At 71.2% G+C, this 16,772-nt stretch carries 19 protein-coding genes; 12 read left to right on the top strand and 7 right to left on the bottom strand.

Annotated elements, in window-relative coordinates; all coding sequences use genetic code 11:
* Positions 1 to 39 precede the first annotated feature (39 nt).
* Entirely contained in the window at positions 40 to 882 is an 843-nt protein-coding gene (locus HBB12_RS05805; RefSeq protein ID WP_236988486.1) for a hypothetical protein, read from the top strand.
* Positions 873 to 1,565 carry an HAD hydrolase-like protein gene (locus tag HBB12_RS05800; protein ID WP_236988485.1) on the top strand — a complete coding sequence of 231 codons (693 nt, stop codon included), beginning with the start codon at positions 873 to 875 and terminating at the stop codon, positions 1,563 to 1,565. Before HBB12_RS05805 ends, HBB12_RS05800 begins: the two co-directional genes overlap by 10 nt.
* A gap of 249 nt (positions 1,566 to 1,814) precedes the next feature.
* Here the strand turns inward: HBB12_RS05800 and HBB12_RS05795 are convergent, their stop codons facing one another.
* Positions 1,815 to 2,855 carry a sensor histidine kinase gene (locus HBB12_RS05795; protein ID WP_236988484.1) on the bottom strand — a complete coding sequence of 347 codons (1,041 nt, stop codon included), beginning with the start codon at positions 2,853 to 2,855 and terminating at the stop codon, positions 1,815 to 1,817.
* Entirely contained in the window at positions 2,852 to 4,393 is a 1,542-nt protein-coding gene (locus tag HBB12_RS05790) for an ATPase domain-containing protein (protein ID WP_236988483.1), read from the bottom strand. The genes HBB12_RS05795 and HBB12_RS05790 overlap by 4 nt, the downstream gene beginning before the upstream one ends.
* Positions 4,394 to 4,804: 411 nt before the next feature.
* Between HBB12_RS05790 and HBB12_RS05785 the strand changes: the two genes are divergently transcribed.
* Entirely contained in the window at positions 4,805 to 5,011 is a 207-nt protein-coding gene (locus HBB12_RS05785; protein WP_236988482.1) for a hypothetical protein, read from the top strand.
* A gap of 45 nt (positions 5,012 to 5,056) precedes the next feature.
* Here the strand turns inward: HBB12_RS05785 and HBB12_RS05780 are convergent, their stop codons facing one another.
* A complete protein-coding gene (locus HBB12_RS05780) occupies positions 5,057 to 5,506 on the bottom strand; it encodes a DMT family transporter (RefSeq protein WP_236988481.1) in 450 nt (149 codons plus the stop codon).
* Positions 5,507 to 6,078: 572 nt separating this feature from the next.
* Between HBB12_RS05780 and kdsA the strand changes: the two genes are divergently transcribed.
* The 3 genes from kdsA to HBB12_RS05765 all read left to right on the top strand — a co-directional run bounded on the left by kdsA (position 6,079) and on the right by HBB12_RS05765 (position 8,713).
* Positions 6,079 to 6,960, top strand: coding sequence for a 3-deoxy-8-phosphooctulonate synthase (kdsA, locus tag HBB12_RS05775; RefSeq protein WP_236988480.1), 882 nt, complete (start codon positions 6,079 to 6,081; stop codon positions 6,958 to 6,960).
* 13 nt (positions 6,961 to 6,973) lie between these two features.
* A complete protein-coding gene (locus HBB12_RS05770; RefSeq protein ID WP_236988479.1) occupies positions 6,974 to 8,176 on the top strand; it encodes an MFS transporter in 1,203 nt (400 codons plus the stop codon).
* A gap of 204 nt (positions 8,177 to 8,380) precedes the next feature.
* Positions 8,381 to 8,713: a hypothetical protein gene (locus HBB12_RS05765; protein ID WP_236988478.1), complete on the top strand. Its 333-nt coding sequence runs from the start codon at positions 8,381 to 8,383 to the stop codon at positions 8,711 to 8,713.
* Between the two features lie 64 nt (positions 8,714 to 8,777).
* On the opposite strand, the gene queF is transcribed toward HBB12_RS05765, so the two are convergent.
* Positions 8,778 to 9,230 (bottom strand): preQ(1) synthase, encoded by a 453-nt coding sequence (gene queF, locus HBB12_RS05760; protein ID WP_236988477.1) that lies wholly within the window; start codon positions 9,228 to 9,230, stop codon positions 8,778 to 8,780.
* 194 nt (positions 9,231 to 9,424) lie between these two features.
* Between queF and eno the strand changes: the two genes are divergently transcribed.
* Entirely contained in the window at positions 9,425 to 10,705 is a 1,281-nt protein-coding gene (gene eno, locus HBB12_RS05755; RefSeq protein WP_236988476.1) for a phosphopyruvate hydratase, read from the top strand.
* A gap of 50 nt (positions 10,706 to 10,755) precedes the next feature.
* Here eno and HBB12_RS05750 read toward each other — a convergent pair whose 3' ends face one another.
* Positions 10,756 to 11,673: a DMT family transporter gene (locus tag HBB12_RS05750; protein ID WP_236988475.1), complete on the bottom strand. Its 918-nt coding sequence runs from the start codon at positions 11,671 to 11,673 to the stop codon at positions 10,756 to 10,758.
* A gap of 188 nt (positions 11,674 to 11,861) precedes the next feature.
* Here HBB12_RS05750 and HBB12_RS05745 point away from each other — a divergent pair, with 188 nt between their 5' ends.
* Positions 11,862 to 12,725: a helix-turn-helix transcriptional regulator gene (locus HBB12_RS05745; RefSeq protein WP_236988474.1), complete on the top strand. Its 864-nt coding sequence runs from the start codon at positions 11,862 to 11,864 to the stop codon at positions 12,723 to 12,725.
* Positions 12,726 to 12,748: 23 nt separating this feature from the next.
* Here HBB12_RS05745 and HBB12_RS05740 read toward each other — a convergent pair whose 3' ends face one another.
* Positions 12,749 to 13,048, bottom strand: a complete 300-nt coding sequence (locus HBB12_RS05740) for an addiction module antidote protein (protein ID WP_236988473.1) — start codon at positions 13,046 to 13,048, stop codon at positions 12,749 to 12,751.
* A 2-nt stretch (positions 13,049 to 13,050) separates the two neighbouring features.
* Positions 13,051 to 13,341, bottom strand: a complete 291-nt coding sequence (locus HBB12_RS05735) for a type II toxin-antitoxin system RelE/ParE family toxin (protein ID WP_236988472.1) — start codon at positions 13,339 to 13,341, stop codon at positions 13,051 to 13,053.
* A 113-nt stretch (positions 13,342 to 13,454) separates the two neighbouring features.
* On the opposite strand from HBB12_RS05735, the gene HBB12_RS05730 reads away from it, so the two are divergent.
* The 4 genes from HBB12_RS05730 (at position 13,455) to HBB12_RS05715 (ending at position 16,768) form a co-directional block, all read left to right on the top strand.
* Positions 13,455 to 13,766: an FtsB family cell division protein gene (locus HBB12_RS05730; protein WP_236988471.1), complete on the top strand. Its 312-nt coding sequence runs from the start codon at positions 13,455 to 13,457 to the stop codon at positions 13,764 to 13,766.
* 122 nt (positions 13,767 to 13,888) lie between these two features.
* Entirely contained in the window at positions 13,889 to 14,932 is a 1,044-nt protein-coding gene (gene pdhA, locus HBB12_RS05725) for a pyruvate dehydrogenase (acetyl-transferring) E1 component subunit alpha (protein WP_203158469.1), read from the top strand.
* 94 nt (positions 14,933 to 15,026) lie between these two features.
* Positions 15,027 to 16,478 (top strand): pyruvate dehydrogenase complex E1 component subunit beta, encoded by a 1,452-nt coding sequence (locus HBB12_RS05720; protein ID WP_236988470.1) that lies wholly within the window; start codon positions 15,027 to 15,029, stop codon positions 16,476 to 16,478.
* Positions 16,479 to 16,483: 5 nt separating this feature from the next.
* On the top strand, positions 16,484 to 16,768 hold the full coding sequence (locus HBB12_RS05715; protein ID WP_064504246.1) for a DUF5076 domain-containing protein: 285 nt from the start codon (positions 16,484 to 16,486) through the stop codon (positions 16,766 to 16,768).
* The last annotated feature ends 4 nt before the right edge of the window (positions 16,769 to 16,772 follow it).

The raw sequence follows: 16,772 nt of genomic DNA, 5'->3' as shown, positions 1-16,772 counted from the left end.
CGGGCTGCTGATTCCGAACAGATCGCTTCAGGACATTCAATGACGCGCCACCGCGCGAGACCGTCATTCACGGTTGAGATCAAGCGCAGCCGCACCTCCCCCCTGCCCGACGGCGAGCGGCCCCAGAGCGAGCGCCCCGCCGGCAAGCCCTCGATGGGCTTCTCGAATCCGGCGGAGGCGCTCTTCAAGCCCCCCGGCGCCGCCAAGCCCTCGGCCGCCGCGAAGCCGGCGGCGAGCGCGCCCGCCCCGAGCGAGCCCGAGGCCCGGCCCGCCTCCCCCGGCCGCAACCTCTGGGCCGGCACCGGCCTCTTCGAGGAAACCGCCGCCGCCACCCAGTCCGGCCGCTTCGACCCGCCGGACCTCCCGGTCTTCAGCAAGTCTTCCGCCGAGAAGCCTGCCGACCAGGTCTTTTCCGCCAAGGATGCGGCGTCTGCCAAGGATGCCGCCCCCGCCAAGACCGCAGCCCCCGCCAAGACCGCTGCTCCCGCGAAGCGCGTCCTGCCGAGCCTGATCGCCCCGCCGGAGCCCGAGCCCGAGCCGGAGGTCGCACCCGAGCCCGAGACCAAGCTGCCCCGCGTCCGCCGCTACCGCACCGCCGAGTCGGCGCCCCGCCGCACACCCGGCCCGCGCCCGGCCTTCGTGTGGCCCGAGGACTGGCCCGACGAGGCCCCGATCCAGACGCCCGCGCCGATCACCGTCCCGGCCGCTGCCCGGCGCCAGGACAGGATTCAAGAGCGGATCGAATTGCCGAAGACCGAGGCGCCGCCGCAGCAGGCCTCCGAGGACGCCGAGATCCGCCCGCGGGTGAAGCGCCGCACCGGCGACGAGGACCTGCGCATCGGTCAGCGCTGGAAGCGCCGCCTGCCCCGCGTGTGCTGGTAACGCACCGGGCCGGCAGCCTCCCTTCGGGTGCGGACCGTCCCGGTCCGCCCTACCGGGTCGTCATCCTCGATTTCGACGGCACCCTCGCCGACACCTTCCCGTGGTTCTCCCGGGTGCTCCCCGGCGTCGCCGACCGCTACGGCTTCCGCCGGCCGGCCGCGCACGAGGTCGAGACCCTGCGGGCCCTGGAGGCGCGGGCGGTGCTGCGGCATCTGCACGTGCCGGCCTGGAAGCTGCCGCTGATCGCCCGCCACATGCGCCGCCTCGTCGCCCGCGACGCCGGCGACCTGTCGCTCTTCCCCGGCATTCCCGGCCTGCTCGCCCGGCTTCGATCCGGCGGGCTCGACCTGGCCCTCGTCAGTTCGAACCGCGAGGACGTGGTGCGCCGGGTGCTCGGCCCGGAATGTACCGGCCTGATCGGCCGCTACGCCTGCGGCGCGGCCCTGTTCGGCAAGGCGCGGCGGTTCCGGGCCGTGGTGCGTGACATCGGCGTCTCCCCCGCCACCGTGCTGTGCCTTGGCGACGAGCTGCGCGACCACCACGCCGCGACGCAGGCGGGCCTCGCCTTCGGGGCGGTGACCTGGGGCTATACACGGGCGCAGGCGCTCGCCGCCGCGGGGCCGGCCCACCTGTTCGCGACGCCCGAGGCGGTGGCGGCGGTGCTCCTGCCCGGGACGGGGTGATCGTCAGAGAGCCTGTCTGTCTGGCTTCTACAGTTCTCGAACCCCCCATCGTCATCCCGGGGCCGCGACAGCGGAACCCGGGCTCCATGACCGCTGATGGTTCAGGACGAAGCGGAACGCTGGTCGCTGTTTCCTGAAACGTCCGCGGTTAAGGACCCCGGGTTCTCGACTTCGTCGAGCCCCGGGATGACGTAGAGATGCGTCGACGCCTGCGACAATGATGGAGTGGCGCTACGAGCCGAGCACGCTTCAATAATGCGGCACCGTCCGGTGCTCGACCAGCGGCGCCTCCATGCGGAAATGCAGGCCGGTCGGCTTGAAGTCGAAGCGGATGTCGGCGCCGCACTGCATGGTGAGCACCCGCTGCAGCAGGGTCGAGCCGAAGCCCTTGCGGGTCGGCTCCGCGGTGCGCGGGCCGCCGCGCTCGGTCCAGTCGAGGCGCAGGCGCCGGCCGGTCTCGCCCTGGTCGACGGCCCAGGTCACGGCGATGCGCCCCTCGGGTAGCGAGAGGGCGCCGTGCTTGGCGGCGTTGGTGGTCAGTTCGTGGATCGCCATGCCGGTCGGCACCGCGAGGTCGGCGGTGAGCTCGACCAGGGGGCCTTTCAGCGTGATGCGCTTGCCGGCCTCGTCGTTGTAGGGGCCGAGCTCGTTCTCCAGCATCTCCTGGAGCGAGGCCATCTGCCAGTAATCCTCCGTCAGGAGGTTGTGGGTCTTGGCGAGCGAGATCACCCGGGCCGAGAAGCCCTGGTAGAACTCGTCGACGCTGGTGGCGCCCCGCGCCGAGGCGCCGAGCAGCGCCTGCACGGTGGCGAGCGTGTTCTTCACCCGGTGGTGCAGCTCGCGGATCAGCAGGGCCTGGCGCTCGGAGGTCTGCTGGCGCTCGTGCAGGAAGGCCGCCGCCTCGCGCTGGCGCCGCCGCGCCCGCACGGCGAAGCGCGCCGCGGTGACCAGGGTGGCGGGGTGGAACGGCCGTTCCAGCAGGGTGACGTTGCCCAGCGACTCCATCAGCCGGGCATCCGGCGGGGTGCCCCGCAGGGTGAGCAGCACGAAGGGATAATCCGACCACGGCTCCTGCCCGGCGAGATAGGCGGCGAGCCCGTGCCGGTCGGAGGCGCGCAGGGCCTCCTCGGTGAGGACGGCGCAACTGCCCTCGGCGAGCCGGGCGACCAGATCCGGCAGGTCGGCGCAGACCTCCGCCCGCAGGCCGGCCTCGTCCAGGATGCTGGCCGCCACCGCGGCGTCGCGCCCGGCGGGGGCGAGGATCAGGACCGGGGGATCACTCTCTCTCATCGCTGTCCCGGCCCGGCCGATCCCGAAGGGGAAGTCTCGCTCTCGGCCAGCAGGCGGCCGAGCGCCCCGTGGTAGCTCGGCACGCCCGTCAGGACGCCCCGGAAGCCCGCCAGCGGCTCGCCGACCCGCAAACCGTCGCCGTCGATCCGAAGTTCCCGGATGGTGTCCTCGTGCGGCCCCACCCTCTTCTTGACGACGGAGACCGCCCGGCGCAAGTGCCCGTCCGCCTCGAAGAACCGGAACAGCACCACGGTGTCGCTGAGATAGGTGAGATCGACCGTCGACGACATCTGCCCGACGAGCCCGTGCTGGGCCAGCACGAGCAGCGTCGTCACGCCCTGCTGGTTCAGGTAGGTCAGGATCTCGTGCATCTGCAGCAGCAGGTACTGCTCGCCCGGCATCGCGCTCTGGTAGCCGGTGAGCGAGTCGATCAGGACGAGGCGCACGCCCTCGCGCTCGACGGCGTCGCGCACCATCGCGGCGAGCTCGCCCGGCGAGACCTCCGCCGGGTCGATCTGCTCGACCGTGAGGCTCCCCTGCGCGACCGCCTCCGTCAGGTCCATGCCGAGGCCGGCGGCCCGGCGCATCAGGATCCCGGTCGGCTCGTCGAAGCTCAGGATCAGCCCGCGCTCGCCGCGCGCCAAAGCCGCCGTCAGGTAGGCGAGCGCGGTCGAGGACTTGCCGACCCCCGAGGGCCCGAGCAGCATCGTGCTGGTGCCGCGGTCGAGCCCGCCGCCGAGGAGCGCGTCGAGGCCCGGATTGCCGCTGCCGAGGCGGTCGATGGCGTAGGGGTGGCCGTGCTCGGCCGCGATCAGGCGCGGAAAGACCACGAGGCCGCCGCGGCGGATGACGAAATCGTGGTAGCCGCCGCGGAAATGCGTACCCCGCATCTTGATCACCCGCAGGCGCCGGCGCTCGCCGCCATAGAGCGGGGCGAGCTGCTCGAGCCGGATCACCGCGTGGCAGAGGCTGTGCAGGTTGAGGTCGTCCTGCTCGGCGGTGAGGTCGTCGAGGAGGAGCGCGGTGGTGTCGTGGATCAGCAGGTAGCTGCGGAGCGCCAGCACCTGGCGGCGGTAGCGCAGCGAGCCCTGGGACAACAGACGGATCTCCGACAGGCTGTCGAACACCACCCGCTGCGGCTTGACCCGGTCGATCTCCGCGACGGCGAGCCGCACGGTCTCGCCGAGCTCGAGATCGGAGGAATGGACGAGGCTCTGCTGCTGGCGCGGATCGAGGCTCAGCTCGGGCGGGACCAGCTCGAAGATCTCGATCCCGTCGAGCGACCAGCCGTGGCGGGCGGCGACGGAGGCCAGCTCGCGCCGGCTCTCCGACAGGGTGATGTAGAGGCAGCGCTCGCCGAGCCGCGCCCCGTCGCGGAGGAATTGCAGCGCCAGCGTGGTCTTACCGGAGCCCGGACGCCCCTCGACCAGGTGGGCGCGGTTGGCCGCGTATCCCCCCTCCAGGATGCTGTCGAGGCCCGGCACGCCGGTCGGGACCGGGGCCGCGTCGTCGGTGGGGGAAGGCACGGGATCGGGCATGGAGGGCGGGCTGGTCTTTTCGGGTTCGGTGCCGGCATCGCGGCACGAGGTGGGGGGATCGTCCGGCTTGTGACAAACAAATGCGGCGAGGACAAAGGGTTCAATCGTCCCGTGCGGCCGGCGCCCCGGGACCGCGCACGCCTTGCGCCCGGCGTGACCCTGCCTCCACGGTGGGGGAAAACCGCGCCCTGCCCCTTGACGCGGCGGGGGTTCGCACGCATGTGGCCCTCGTCCGTGGGCGGCCGACGACTCGGCCGTGCGCGGCATCACCGGAATCCTTCATCCCCCATGCCCAGCGACAGTAGTCGACGGACCGCGCCGCCTCGGTACCGCCTCGCGTGACACGCGCCTGATCGCTGATCGGGCTCGCCCGCGACCGGCGCCGATGCGGCCGGTCGAACGAGGTGAGCCATGACCCTGATGACGACGGGCGCCCGCTCCGGCGCCGCCGCCACCCGCGACCGCAGCGTCGTGGTTGTCCTTCTTCTCATGCTGGCCCTGGTCTTCGGACCCGCCATCGGCCTCCACGTGGCCGTCAACCTGCTCGGCCCGGGGGCTGCGCCGGACGGCCTCGTCTCGGCCGTCTCCGCCGAGGCGCCCCGGGGCGGCCGGGGCTGACGCGAGGGGGGATCCCCCCTCTTTCATTCAGGCCGACCCACTCTCTCAGGCCGACCCCCGCCCCCGCAGGATCAGGACCGCGCCGGCGACCAGCAGCGCCGCCCCGATCCACGTCTCCGGACCGAGGCCGCCCTTGCGGCCGGTGAGCCCCATCGCGTCGCCGGCGATCCCCGCCGTGAGCTGCCCCGCCACCACCAGCGCCACCGTGACGGTCGCGCCCTGCTGCCGGTAGCCGTAGAGGCTCGCGGCCACGACCAGCGTGCCGAGCAGCCCCGGCACCAGGAACCACGGCTCCGCCCGTTCCGCCAGCCGCAGCGGGAAGGCCGGCCCGCTGCGCCAGACCTCGACCAGCCCGAGCAGCGACAGCCCGACCAGCGAGTTGCACAGAAGCGCCCCGGTCAGCCCGGTGCCCCGTGCCACGATCGCCCCCATCAGGGCGTTCTGCACCACCAGGGCCGCCCCGGCGACGAGACAGAGGAGAGCCGCGCCGGTCATCGGGCTGCTCCCGGGGATGGGAGGTCGGGTCGGGATGGCATGGCGGGGCTCCTGTCCGGGTGCGATTTTCTCCTATGATGGACGTTTGTCAAATACCGGAAACGAGGCCATGCGCTGGCCGGAGCCGCTTTCGGGGTGACTTCTCGCGTGATGGGAAATCCGCTCCGTCTGTCCCGGACCGGTTTCGACGGGCTCTGTGGCTTGCCGAGAACGGAGCGGAAACGTCGGTGCGCTCTTCGACGTCGTAAAACGTGAGGTGGATCGACAGCTTCCAGAAGACGTGTTCCCCGCAGGCACAGGACTGTCCGGGAAGCCTTCGAGACGAGAATAGCGCGGGTCCTCTCTCTCCCCGCGGGCGGGGAGAGAGAGGACCCGCGCCATTTCCTTTCGCCGGCGAGCCCCGCCGTAGGCGCGGTGGTGAACCGGAATGATCACGCTGAGATGAGCCAACACGATCGAAGACCCGGCGGCGCCGCCATCGCGTTCGACAAAGCACCCCTCCCGCAGACGCAGGCGCGACTCCACCTCACCACCTTCCCGCGCCCGCCGAAACCCGCTACGCCTCACCCATCATGCCGACCGCATCCCCCTCGCCCGCCGCCTCGCCCGTCACCGTCGCCGCCGGCTCCGTCCGGTTCGGCAACCACCTGCCGCTGAGCCTCATCGCCGGGCCATGCGCCCTGGAGAGCCGGGACCACGCCCTCGAGGTCGCGAGCGCCCTCAAGGAGATGACGGCGCAACTCGGCATCGGCCTCGTCTTCAAGTCCTCGTTCGACAAGGCCAACCGCACCTCGGCCGGGTCGAGCCGCGGCCTCGGCCTCGAACAGGCGCTGCCGATCTTCGCCGAGATCCGCGAGACCCTGGGGCTGCCGGTCGTCACCGACGTGCACGAGCCCGGCCACTGCGCCGAAGCGGCGCAGGCCGTCGACATCCTGCAGATCCCGGCCTTCCTGTGCCGGCAGACCGACCTGCTGCTGGCCGCCGCCGCCACCGGCCGGGTGGTCAACGTCAAGAAGGGGCAGTTCCTCGCCCCCTGGGACATGGCCCATGTCGCGGCCAAGATCACCGGGGCCGGCAACCCCAACGTGCTGCTGACCGAGCGCGGCGCCTCCTTCGGCTACAACACGCTGGTCTCGGACATGCGCGCCCTGCCGATCATGGCGGGGGTGAGCGGCGGCCTGCCGGTGGTGTTCGACGCCACCCATTCGGTGCAGCAGCCCGGCGGCCAGGGCGCCACCTCCGGCGGCCAGCGCGAATTCGTGCCGGTTCTGGCCCGGGCCGCGGTGGCGGTGGGGGTCGCGGGCGTGTTCATCGAGACCCATCCCGATCCCGACCGGGCCCCCTCCGACGGGCCCAACATGGTGCCGTTGCGCCAGATGCCGGCGCTGCTGGCCGAGCTCCAGGCCTTCGACCGGTTGGCCAAAGCGCGGGGATCGGAAGGGGTCGGCGGCTGACGGGGCGGCGGCGATGCAGGCCGCAGAGACGCCCAGGGCCGGGGCGTCGCAGCCCGATTCGCCCTCCCGCCTGATCGCGGTCCTGGCCGCCGGGGGCTTCGCCAGCACCTTCGCCGGCCGGGTGGTCGAGCCGCTGGTCGGCGTTCTGGCGCGCGACCTCGCGAGCCCGCCCGCCACCGTGGCGCTCCTCTCCACGGCCTTCGCCCTGCCCTACGCGCTGATCCAGCCGGTGCTCGGGCCGGTCGGCGACGCGCTCGGCAAGGAGCGGGTGGTGGTGGCCTGCCTGTTCGTGCTGACCCTGGCGCTGGCGGCCTGCATCGTCGCTCACGACATCGGCACCCTGTTCGGCCTGCGCATGCTCGCCGGGGCGGCGGCCGGCGGGGTGATCCCGCTCTCGCTCGCCATGATGGGCGACCGCATCCCGATGGCGCAGCGCCAGGTGGCGATCGGCCGCTTCCTCGTCGCGGTGATCCTCGGCCAGCTGTCGGGCTCCACCATCGCCGGGCTGATCGAGGGCGCGATCGGCTGGCGCGGGGTGTTCGGCCTCGCCGCCGGGGTCGGGGCCCTGGGTCTTCTCGGCGTCGCCCTCGGCTTCGCCCGGCGCCTGCGCGCGCCCGGGGGCCGGTTCGCCCTCGCGCCCGCCCTCACGCGCTACCGCACCATCCTGCGCAATCCCCGCGCCCGGGTGCTGTTCTCCGCCGTCTTCGTCGAGGCGATCGCGGTGTTCGGCATCTTCCCGCACCTCGCCCACCTGATCGAGGCGCGCGGCGAGGGCGGGCCGAAGGAGGCAGGCCTGGTGCTCGCGGGCTTTGCCGCCGGGGGGCTCGCCTACTCGCTCACCGTCGGGCTGCTGCTGCGCTTCCTCGGCCAGACCCGGATGCTGATGGCGGGCGGTGCGGTTTCCGGCGGCGCGCTTCTCGTCGTCGGCCTCGCCGGCTCCTGGCAGGCCGATGCGGCGGCGCTCACGGCGCTCGGCCTCGGCTTCTACATGCTGCACAACACCTTCCAGGTGCAGGTGACCGAGGTGGCGCCGGAGGCCCGGGCCTCGGCGGTGGCGCTCCACGCCTTCTCGTTCTTCTGCGGCCAGGCGCTCGGCGTCGCCGTGATGGGACTCGGCCTCGACGCCCTCGGCCAGTTGCCGGCGCTGAGCCTCTGCGCCGTCGCGATCCTGGTCCTCGGGCTCGCCACCGCCCGGCGCCTCGCCCGCGCCGGCTGACGATCCGGCCGGGCGTCAAGTTCAGCCCGAGTTCAGGCGTCGCCCGGCAGGATCAGCGACAGTCACGTCCCCCCGTTGCGGGCGCCGAATCTCCGGTCCGCCGCAGCGCAGGCGGGCGGCCCCGGGTAGCACGATTACGGGAACCCTTCCCATCCGCGCTCGTTATTGGGGTCATATGGCTTGAACGAAAGCAGGAGATCAACGATGCGCAAGCTGGCGATCATTCCGGCCCTCGCCGTCGCCCTCGGCGCCGTGTCCACCGTCGCGCCCTCGCCGGCGCAGGCTCAAGGGTGGCGCGGTCACGGCTACGGCCATCACCACGGCTACGGCTATGGCCGCGGCTATGCCGGCCGGCCCTACGCCTATGGTGGGCGCCGCCGCGGCATCTCGCCCGGCGCCGCGGTCGGCCTCGGCATCGCCGGTGCCGCCGTGGGGGCGATCGGCGCCGCGGCTGCGGCCGATGCGGCCCGCCGCAACGGCTACGGGTATGGCTATGGTGCCCCGGCCCCGGCCTACGGATATGGCTACGGCTACTGAAGCCTGACGCACGCGAGTCGTCGAAAGAGGGCGGCCGGGGTGACCCGGCCGCCCTTCTTTCATGTCAGCCGCGGGCCCGGTAGGGCGGCACGCCCTGGTCGGGCAGCCAGACCGAGGCCGGCGGGGTGCCGGTCTGCCAGAACACGTCGATCGGGATGCCGCCGCGCGGGTACCAGTAGCCGCCGATGCGGAGATACCGCGGCTCCAGGAGCGCGGTCAGCCGGCGGCCGATCCCGACGGTGCAATCCTCGTGGAAGGCGCCGTGATCGCGGAAGCTGTGCAGGTACAGCTTCAGCGACTTCGACTCGACCAGCCACTGGTCCGGCACGTAGTCGATCACCAGGATGGCGAAGTCGGGCTGGCCGGTCACCGGGCAGAGCGAGGTGAATTCCGGCGCGGTGAAGCGGGCGCAGTAATCGGTGTCCGGGTGCGGGTTCGGCACGCGGTCGAGCTGGGCCTCGTCGGGCGAGCGCGGCTGGGCGCTGAGCTGCCCGAGTTGGCGGGCGTGTTGCGACATGTCTTGGGTCATGGCCGCCGTATAGACCCGCGCGGGCCCGTGCGAAACCGCGCGCGGATCACCCCGGGCTTCGCTTCCGCCTGCATGCCCCATGGGCACGATGCCGCTTCCCCACCCATGGACGGCTTGCCGCAGGCGGCGTCTTGGCCGATAAGCCGCGCGAACGCCGTAGAGCCTGCCCGAGAGATCCTCTCATGACCGCGATCACCAATATCGCCGCCCGCCAGATCCTCGACAGCCGGGGCAACCCCACCGTCGAGGTCGACGTCCTCCTGGAGGACGGCTCGTTCGGCCGCGCCGCCGTCCCCTCCGGCGCCTCGACCGGCGCCCACGAGGCGGTGGAGCTGCGCGACGGCGACAAGTCCCGCTACGGCGGCAAGGGCGTGCTGAAGGCCCTCGAATCGGTCAACGGCGAGATCCTGGACGCCATCGGCGGCATGGATGCCGAGGAGCAGGCCGCCATCGACGAGGCGATGATCGAGCTCGACGGCACCCCGAACAAGGCGCGTCTCGGCGCCAACGCGATCCTGGGCGTCTCGCTCGCCGTCGCCAAGGCCGCCGCCGAGGCCTCCGGCCTGCCGCTCTACCGCTATGTCGGCGGCACCCAGGCGCGGATCCTGCCGGTGCCGATGATGAACATCATCAACGGCGGCGCGCATGCCGACAACCCGATCGACTTCCAGGAATTCATGATCATGCCGGTGGGCGCCGACTCGCTCGCCGAGGCGGTGCGCTGGGGCGCCGAGGTGTTCCACACCCTCAAGGGCGCCCTGAAGAAGGCCGGCCACAACACCAACGTGGGTGACGAGGGGGGCTTTGCCCCCAACCTCCCCTCGGCGGAAGCCGCGCTCGACTTCGTGATGGACTCGATCCGCGCCGCCGGCTTCGAGCCGGGCCGCGACATCGTGCTGGCGCTCGACTGCGCCGCCACCGAGTTCTTCAAGAACGGTGCTTACGTCTACGAGGGCGAGGGCCAGACCCGCGACCCGGAGGCCCAGGCGAGCTACCTGGCGAAGCTCGTCGATTCCTACCCGATCCTGTCGATCGAGGACGGCATGTCCGAGGACGACTGGGCCGGCTGGAAGGCGCTCACCGACAAGGTCGGCGACCGCTGCCAGCTCGTCGGCGACGACCTGTTCGTGACCAACGTCACCCGCCTGTCGGAGGGCATCGCCAAGGGCACGGCGAACTCGATCCTGGTGAAGGTCAATCAGATCGGCTCGCTCACCGAGACGCTCGCCGCCGTCGACATGGCCCACCGCGCCGGCTACACCGCGGTGATGTCGCACCGCTCGGGCGAGACCGAGGACGCGACCATCGCCGACCTCGCCGTCGCGACCAATTGCGGGCAGATCAAGACCGGCTCGCTCGCCCGCTCGGACAGACTGGCGAAGTACAACCAGCTCATCCGCATCGAGGAAGGCCTCGGTACCCAGGCCCGCTATCTCGGCCGCGGCGCGCTGAAGATCGGCTGAGCTTTTCTCAGGGGAGGGGCGTCGAAGGCCCCTCCCCGCTCATGACAGCGTCATGCCTTGCAGGCCGCCTCCGGGCGGCCTTTTCGTTGCGCGCGCAGGGCCTGAAGGGGCACGAACACCGCGACGTTGCCGGCGAGCACCAGGGCGAAGCCGAGGGCGGCGAGCGGCGTCACCCGGTAGCCTTCGGCAAAGACCGAGATCGTCAGCGCCACGACCGGAAACAGCACGGTCATGTAGGCGGCCCTCTCGGGGCCGATCCGGTGCACCACCGTCAGATAGGCGGTAAAGCCGATCACCGAGCCGGGGATGGCGAGGTAGAGGAGCGCCCCGATGTAAGCGGGCGACGGATCGAAGCCGAACGGTACGCCGCGCAACGCCGCGACGATCGCCACGAGCGCGGCGCCGGTGAGCATCCCGTAGGCATTCACCGTGGCGACGGGGAGCCCGTGGCGCTGGTTGCGGGCCGAGACGAGGTTGCCGGCCGAGAAGAACCAGGTGCCGAGAAGCGCCAGGCCGAGCCCGATCGCGGTGTCCCGGTCGAGGGCGGTGCTCACCAGCGTGTCCCGGAACAGGCAGGCGATGCCGACAAGCCCGATCACCGCTCCGGCGAGCACCCGCGGCGCCGGGCGGCGGCGGTGGAAGACATAGGCGTTGGCGACGTTGAAGATGGTGGCGGCGGAAAACACCACCGAGACGATCCCGCTCGGGACCGAGCGCGTGGCAAGGTAGAAGCAGGCGAAGTTGCACGAGAACAGGCAGAGCGCCTGCAGCAGCACGAAGGGCTGGTGCCGCCACGGGATGGGCTTGAGCCGCCCGGTAAGGGCCAGGGCACAGGCCAGCACCGCGCCGGCCAGCGCGAAGCGATAGGCGATCGACGCCTCGAAGGCGACGGCGCCGAGCTGGTGCTTGATGGCGATCCAGGTCGTGCCCCAGATGAGGATGGTCAGGGCGTAGAGGAAGGCGGTCACGGCGTGTCGGGTCCCGGTGGGCTGGAGCGCCCGGCATAGGCCGGCCGCGATCCCGCGGGCGTCCCGGTTCCGGCGGCTGCGTTGTCCATTCTTGGGGTTTTCGGCCCCGTCACGGCTGCGGACCCGGTTGCCGGACCTCCCGGGCGCCCCCTACGGTCTCGCTGCGAGCTTCCTCCTGGCCCATTCAAGTGACCGAGCCGAATCCCGACGTCCACGACGCCCTGTCCCGCACCGGCGCGGCGCTCCTGCGCAAGGCCGAGATCGGGCGCGGGCTGTCGCTGGCCGAGTGGCAGAACCGCGACAACCGCGCCCGCTACGACCGGCCGGACCACCACACCCTGAGCCTCTATCTCGAAGGCGGCGAGGGCGTGGTGCGGGAGGACGGCGCGGTCTCGGGCGGCGGGCCGGACAAGCTCTGCCTGCTGCCGGCCGGCCACGAGAGCCGGTGGCTGATCGGCGGTCGCTTACGGATGCTCCACCTCTACGTCGCGCCCGAGATCCTGGCCTACCAGGCGGTGAGCGCGCTGGACGTCGATCCCCGCACGATCGCCTTGCGCGAGCTGACCTTCGCCGAGGATCCCGCCACCGCGATGCTGATGCGCGGCGCCGTCTTGCCCCTCGACTGGGGGGCGGGCGCCGACCGGATGGCGCTCGGGAGCGCCTGCCACCTTCTTCTCCACGCCCTGCTGCGGCGCCATGCCGGCCGCGGTGCGCGGGCGGTGACGGGCGGCCTCGCGCCCGCCACCCGGCGCCAGATCGCGGAACTGATCGAGGCGCGCCTCGTCGAGGCCTTGACCCTCGAGGTGCTGGCCGACGAGGCGGGTCTCAGCACCTTCCACTTCGCCAAGATGTTCAAGGCGAGCTTCGGCGTGCCGCCGCACCGCTACGTGACCGAGCGGCGGATCGCCAGGGCCAAGGCGCTGCTGGCGGAAGGACGCATGAGCCTCGCCGAGATCGCGCTGACCTGCGGCTTCGCCTCGCAGAGCCACTTCACCCGCCGCTTCGCCCAGGCGACCGGCCTCACGCCGGCGGCGTGGCGGGGAGCTGCGTGAGCCCCTGCGGGTGATGTCTCGCGTTACGCCGCCGGCTTGTCGGCTCGCTTCACGCTGAGCTGGAGGCCCAGCGCCTGCAACACCGCCCTCACCGTCTCGAAGCTCGGATTGCCGGACTGCGAGAGCGCCTTGTACAGGCTCTCGCGGCTCAGGCCCGCCTCGCGGGCGATCTGGCTCATCCCGCGGGCCCGGGCGACGATCCCGATGGCATCGCGGATCAGCGCCGGGTCGCCGTCCTCAAGGACAGCCTCGATGTACAGGGCGACGTCCTCGTCGGTTCTCAGATGCTCCGCCGTATCGTGCGGAAGGGTCTCCAGCGGCATCGTCACACCTCCTTCGCGAGGGACTTGGCAGTCCGGATATCTCGCTCCTGGCTGCTCTTGGTCCCGCCGCACAACAGGATGACCAAGGTCGTCCCGCGCTGGACGAAGTAGACCCGGTATCCAGGGCCGTAGTCGATCCTCATCTCCGAGACGCCCTCGCCCACGGGCTTCACATCCCCCGGATTGCCCAGGCGCATCCGGTTGATGCGGGCCTCGATCCTCACAGCCGCCCGCCGATCATGCAGGCCGTCGATCCAGGCAGCGTAGGTGGCGGTTCGGCGGATCTCGACCATGCGTCATCGTATCCTACAGGATACAGATTCGCCAGTTTCCGCATTCCCTGTCAAGGCAGGTCGCCGGTCCCACTTTACGCCTTCCTTAACCCTCCCGCCCCATCCTCTCCCGCATGGTAGTCCGTCGTCGCGCCCGTGCCGTCCTGTTGCCGCTCGGCCTCTACGCCGTGTCGATCCTCGTGGTCGGCTACTTTCTGCACGAGGCCGAGAGCGGAAATCGCGGCCTCGAAGCCAAGCGGGCCTTGAAGATCCAGGCCTACGGCCTCCAGCAGGATCTCGACGCCACCAAGGCCGACCGGGCCGAGTGGGAGCGGCGCGTCGCCCTGCTGCGCAGCGACCAGATCGATCGTGATCTCCTGGAGGAGCGGGCCCGGGTCGTGCTCGGCCGCGTCCACCCCAACGACGTCGTCATCATCAACCCCTGAAAGCCGCCAAGAGACACGAACAAGACGCCCGAAGCCGGCGGCTTTCCGTCCCGAACCGCTCGATTTGCGCGGCCACCTGCCCTAGAAACGGTCCCAACAGGGATGCAGCCGGGAGGGTGCCGATGGATGCCGCGAAAGAGGCGCGCCGCGGGAGCGATAAGACCCGCGAGAAGGCGGCCCCGCCGCCCACGGCCTCGAACGTGCCGGCCTTCAGCCGGGACGAGGACCTGCACGCCTATCGCGAGATGCTGCTGATCCGCCGCTTCGAGGAGAAGGCCGGCCAGCTCTACGGCATGGGCCTGATCGGCGGCTTCTGCCACCTCTATATCGGCCAGGAGGCCGTGGTGATCGGCGTCCAGATGGCCTCGAAGGACGGCGACCAGGTCATCACCGGCTACCGCGACCACGGCCACATGCTGGCCTGCGGCATGGAGCCGAAGGGCGTGATGGCCGAGCTGACCGGCCGCAAGGGAGGTTACTCCCGCGGCAAGGGCGGCTCGATGCACATGTTCTCCCGCGAGAAGAACTTCTATGGCGGCCACGGCATCGTCGGGGCGCAGGTCTCGCTCGGCACCGGCATCGGCTTTGCCAACAAGTACCGCGGCGACGGCGCGGTCAGCCTGACCTACATGGGCGACGGCGCGGCCAACCAGGGCCAGGTCTACGAGAGCTTCAACATGGCGCAGCTGTGGAAGCTGCCCGTGGTCTACGTGATCGAGAACAACCGCTACGCCATGGGCACCTCGGTCTCGCGGGCCTCGGCCCAGACCGATTTTTCCAAGCGCGGCGTCTCCTTCGGCATCCCGGGCGAGCAGGTCGACGGCATGGACGTGCGCGCCGTGCGCGAGGCGGCGACCCGGGCCATCGCGCATGCCCGCGACGGCGAGGGCCCCTACATCCTCGAGATGCAGACCTACCGCTACCGCGGCCACTCGATGTCCGATCCGGCCAAGTACCGGACCAAGGACGAGGTTGCCCGCATGCGCGAGGAATCCGACCCGATCGAGCAGGTCCGCAAGCGCCTGCTCGGGGCCCACAAGGTGGCGGAGGACGAGATCAAGGCGGTCGACGCCAAGGTGCGGGAGATCGTGAACGAATCGGCGGACTTCGCCACCAGCGATCCCGAGCCGGATCCGTCCGAGCTCTGGACCGACATCCTGCTCTAGCGCTGCTGCCGCTCTGGCCGTCCGCGGCGACGCGGATGGCTCTCCCGCCCCTGGCCGGCGCCCGCGCCCCTCTCCCGGATCGACAGAGTCCCCCATGCCGACCGACATCCTGATGCCCGCCCTCTCGCCGACGATGGAGCAGGGCAAGCTCGCGAAGTGGCTCAAGAAGGAGGGTGACCCGGTCAAGGCCGGCGACATCCTGGCCGAGATCGAGACCGACAAGGCGACCATGGAGGTCGAGGCGGTCGACGAGGGCGTGCTCGCCAAGATCCTTGTCGCCGACGGCACCGACAACGTCGCGGTCAACACCCCGATCGCGGTGCTCGCCGAGGAGGGCGAGGACCCCAAGGGCGTGCAGGCGGGCGGAGCAAAGCCGAACGGCAAGGACAAGCAGGAGGGCCAGAAGGCCCCGGCCCCCGACATGCACGCCGAGGGCCAGGCCGAGCGCCCCGCCCCCGCCGCCAAGACCGAGGACGACAAGCCGGTCGAGACGCCGGCCTCCCCGGCGGTGATCACCAATCGCGGCCAGGATCCGGCGATGGCCGAGATCCCGGAAGGCACCGAGATGGTGACCCAGACCGTCCGCGAGGCCCTGCGCGACGCGATGGCCGAGGAGATGCGCCGCGACGACAAGGTCTTCGTGATGGGCGAGGAGGTCGCCGAGTACCAGGGCGCCTACAAGATCACGCAAGGGCTGTTGCAGGAATTCGGCGCGAAGCGCGTCGTCGACACGCCGATCACCGAGCATGGATTCGCCGGCGTCGGCGTCGGCGCTGCGTTCACCGGCCTGCGGCCGATCGTCGAGTTCATGACCTTCAACTTCGCCATGCAGGCGATCGACCAGATCATCAACTCGGCGGCGAAGACCCTCTACATGTCCGGCGGCCAGCTCGGCTGCCCGATCGTGTTCCGCGGCCCCAACGGCGCCGCGGCCCGGGTCGGCGCCCAGCACAGCCACGACTACGCCGCCTGGTACTCCAACGTGCCGGGCCTGAAGGTCGTGATGCCCTACACCGCCTCCGACGCGAAGGGCCTGTTGAAGAGCGCGATCCGCGACCCGAACCCGGTCGTCTTCCTCGAGAACGAGATCCTGTACGGCCAGTCCTTCCCGGTGCCGAAGCTCGACGACTTCACGGTGCCGATCGGCAAGGCCAAGGTGCATCGCGAAGGCAAGGACGTGACGATCGTCTCGTTCGGCATCGGCATGACCTACGCCCTCAAGGCCGCCCACGAACTCGCCGAGGCCGGAATCGAGGCCGAGGTGATCGACCTGCGCACCATCCGGCCGATGGATTCCGAGACGGTGGTCGCCTCGGTGAAGAAGACCGGCCGCTGCATCACCGTGGAGGAAGGCTTTCCGCAATCCGGAATCGGCGCCGAGATCGCCGCGCGCCTGATGGTCGATGCCTTCGACTATCTCGACGCCCCGGTCCTGCGCATCACCGGCAAGGACGTGCCGATGCCCTACGCGGCGAACCTCGAAAAGCTCGCCCTGCCGAACGTCGCCGAGGTGATCGAGGCGGCCAAGGCCGTCTGCTACCGGTGACCCCGATGACCGACGACGCGCCCCGCTTCGAGGCCCTCGACATCCCGCCCGACGCCCTGGAGCAGGGCGGCATCGAGGTCCTGCGCGCCGCCGTGGTCGACGGCGCGGTGAGCATCGCGCTGCGCCGCTCCTTCGACGACCCGGCGACCTGGGGGCGCCTGTTCATCGACCTCGCCCGGCAGGCGGCCGTGGTCTATGCCCGCGAGACCGAGATGTCCGAGGAGGAGGCCTTCGCGCGCATCCGCGCCGGGATGGAGGCCGAGAGCCTCGATCCCGAGAGCTTCAACTGAGGCT

The organism is Methylobacterium sp. SyP6R (genome assembly GCF_019216885.1).
Taxonomy (GTDB): Bacteria; Pseudomonadota; Alphaproteobacteria; order Rhizobiales; family Beijerinckiaceae; genus Methylobacterium.
The sequence above is the reverse complement of the archived record's forward strand: the minus strand, read 5'-3'. Positions and strand labels throughout refer to the sequence as shown.

Coding starts and splice junctions, on each gene's coding strand:
- pdhA (WP_203158469.1), top strand. CDS start 13,889: ATGGATGCCGCGAAAGAGGCGCGCCGCGGGAGCGATAAGACCCGCGAG.
- HBB12_RS05730 (WP_236988471.1), top strand. CDS start 13,455: ATGGTAGTCCGTCGTCGCGCCCGTGCCGTCCTGTTGCCGCTCGGCCTC.
- HBB12_RS05785 (WP_236988482.1), top strand. CDS start 4,805: ATGACCCTGATGACGACGGGCGCCCGCTCCGGCGCCGCCGCCACCCGC.
- HBB12_RS05715 (WP_064504246.1), top strand. CDS start 16,484: ATGACCGACGACGCGCCCCGCTTCGAGGCCCTCGACATCCCGCCCGAC.
- HBB12_RS05805 (WP_236988486.1), top strand. CDS start 40: ATGACGCGCCACCGCGCGAGACCGTCATTCACGGTTGAGATCAAGCGC.
- HBB12_RS05795 (WP_236988484.1), bottom strand. CDS start 2,855: ATGAGAGAGAGTGATCCCCCGGTCCTGATCCTCGCCCCCGCCGGGCGC.
- queF (WP_236988477.1), bottom strand. CDS start 9,230: ATGTCGCAACACGCCCGCCAACTCGGGCAGCTCAGCGCCCAGCCGCGC.
- eno (WP_236988476.1), top strand. CDS start 9,425: ATGACCGCGATCACCAATATCGCCGCCCGCCAGATCCTCGACAGCCGG.
- HBB12_RS05740 (WP_236988473.1), bottom strand. CDS start 13,048: ATGCCGCTGGAGACCCTTCCGCACGATACGGCGGAGCATCTGAGAACC.
- HBB12_RS05765 (WP_236988478.1), top strand. CDS start 8,381: ATGCGCAAGCTGGCGATCATTCCGGCCCTCGCCGTCGCCCTCGGCGCC.
- HBB12_RS05780 (WP_236988481.1), bottom strand. CDS start 5,506: ATGACCGGCGCGGCTCTCCTCTGTCTCGTCGCCGGGGCGGCCCTGGTG.
- HBB12_RS05790 (WP_236988483.1), bottom strand. CDS start 4,393: ATGCCCGATCCCGTGCCTTCCCCCACCGACGACGCGGCCCCGGTCCCG.
- HBB12_RS05770 (WP_236988479.1), top strand. CDS start 6,974: ATGCAGGCCGCAGAGACGCCCAGGGCCGGGGCGTCGCAGCCCGATTCG.
- HBB12_RS05720 (WP_236988470.1), top strand. CDS start 15,027: ATGCCGACCGACATCCTGATGCCCGCCCTCTCGCCGACGATGGAGCAG.
- kdsA (WP_236988480.1), top strand. CDS start 6,079: ATGCCGACCGCATCCCCCTCGCCCGCCGCCTCGCCCGTCACCGTCGCC.
- HBB12_RS05735 (WP_236988472.1), bottom strand. CDS start 13,341: ATGGTCGAGATCCGCCGAACCGCCACCTACGCTGCCTGGATCGACGGC.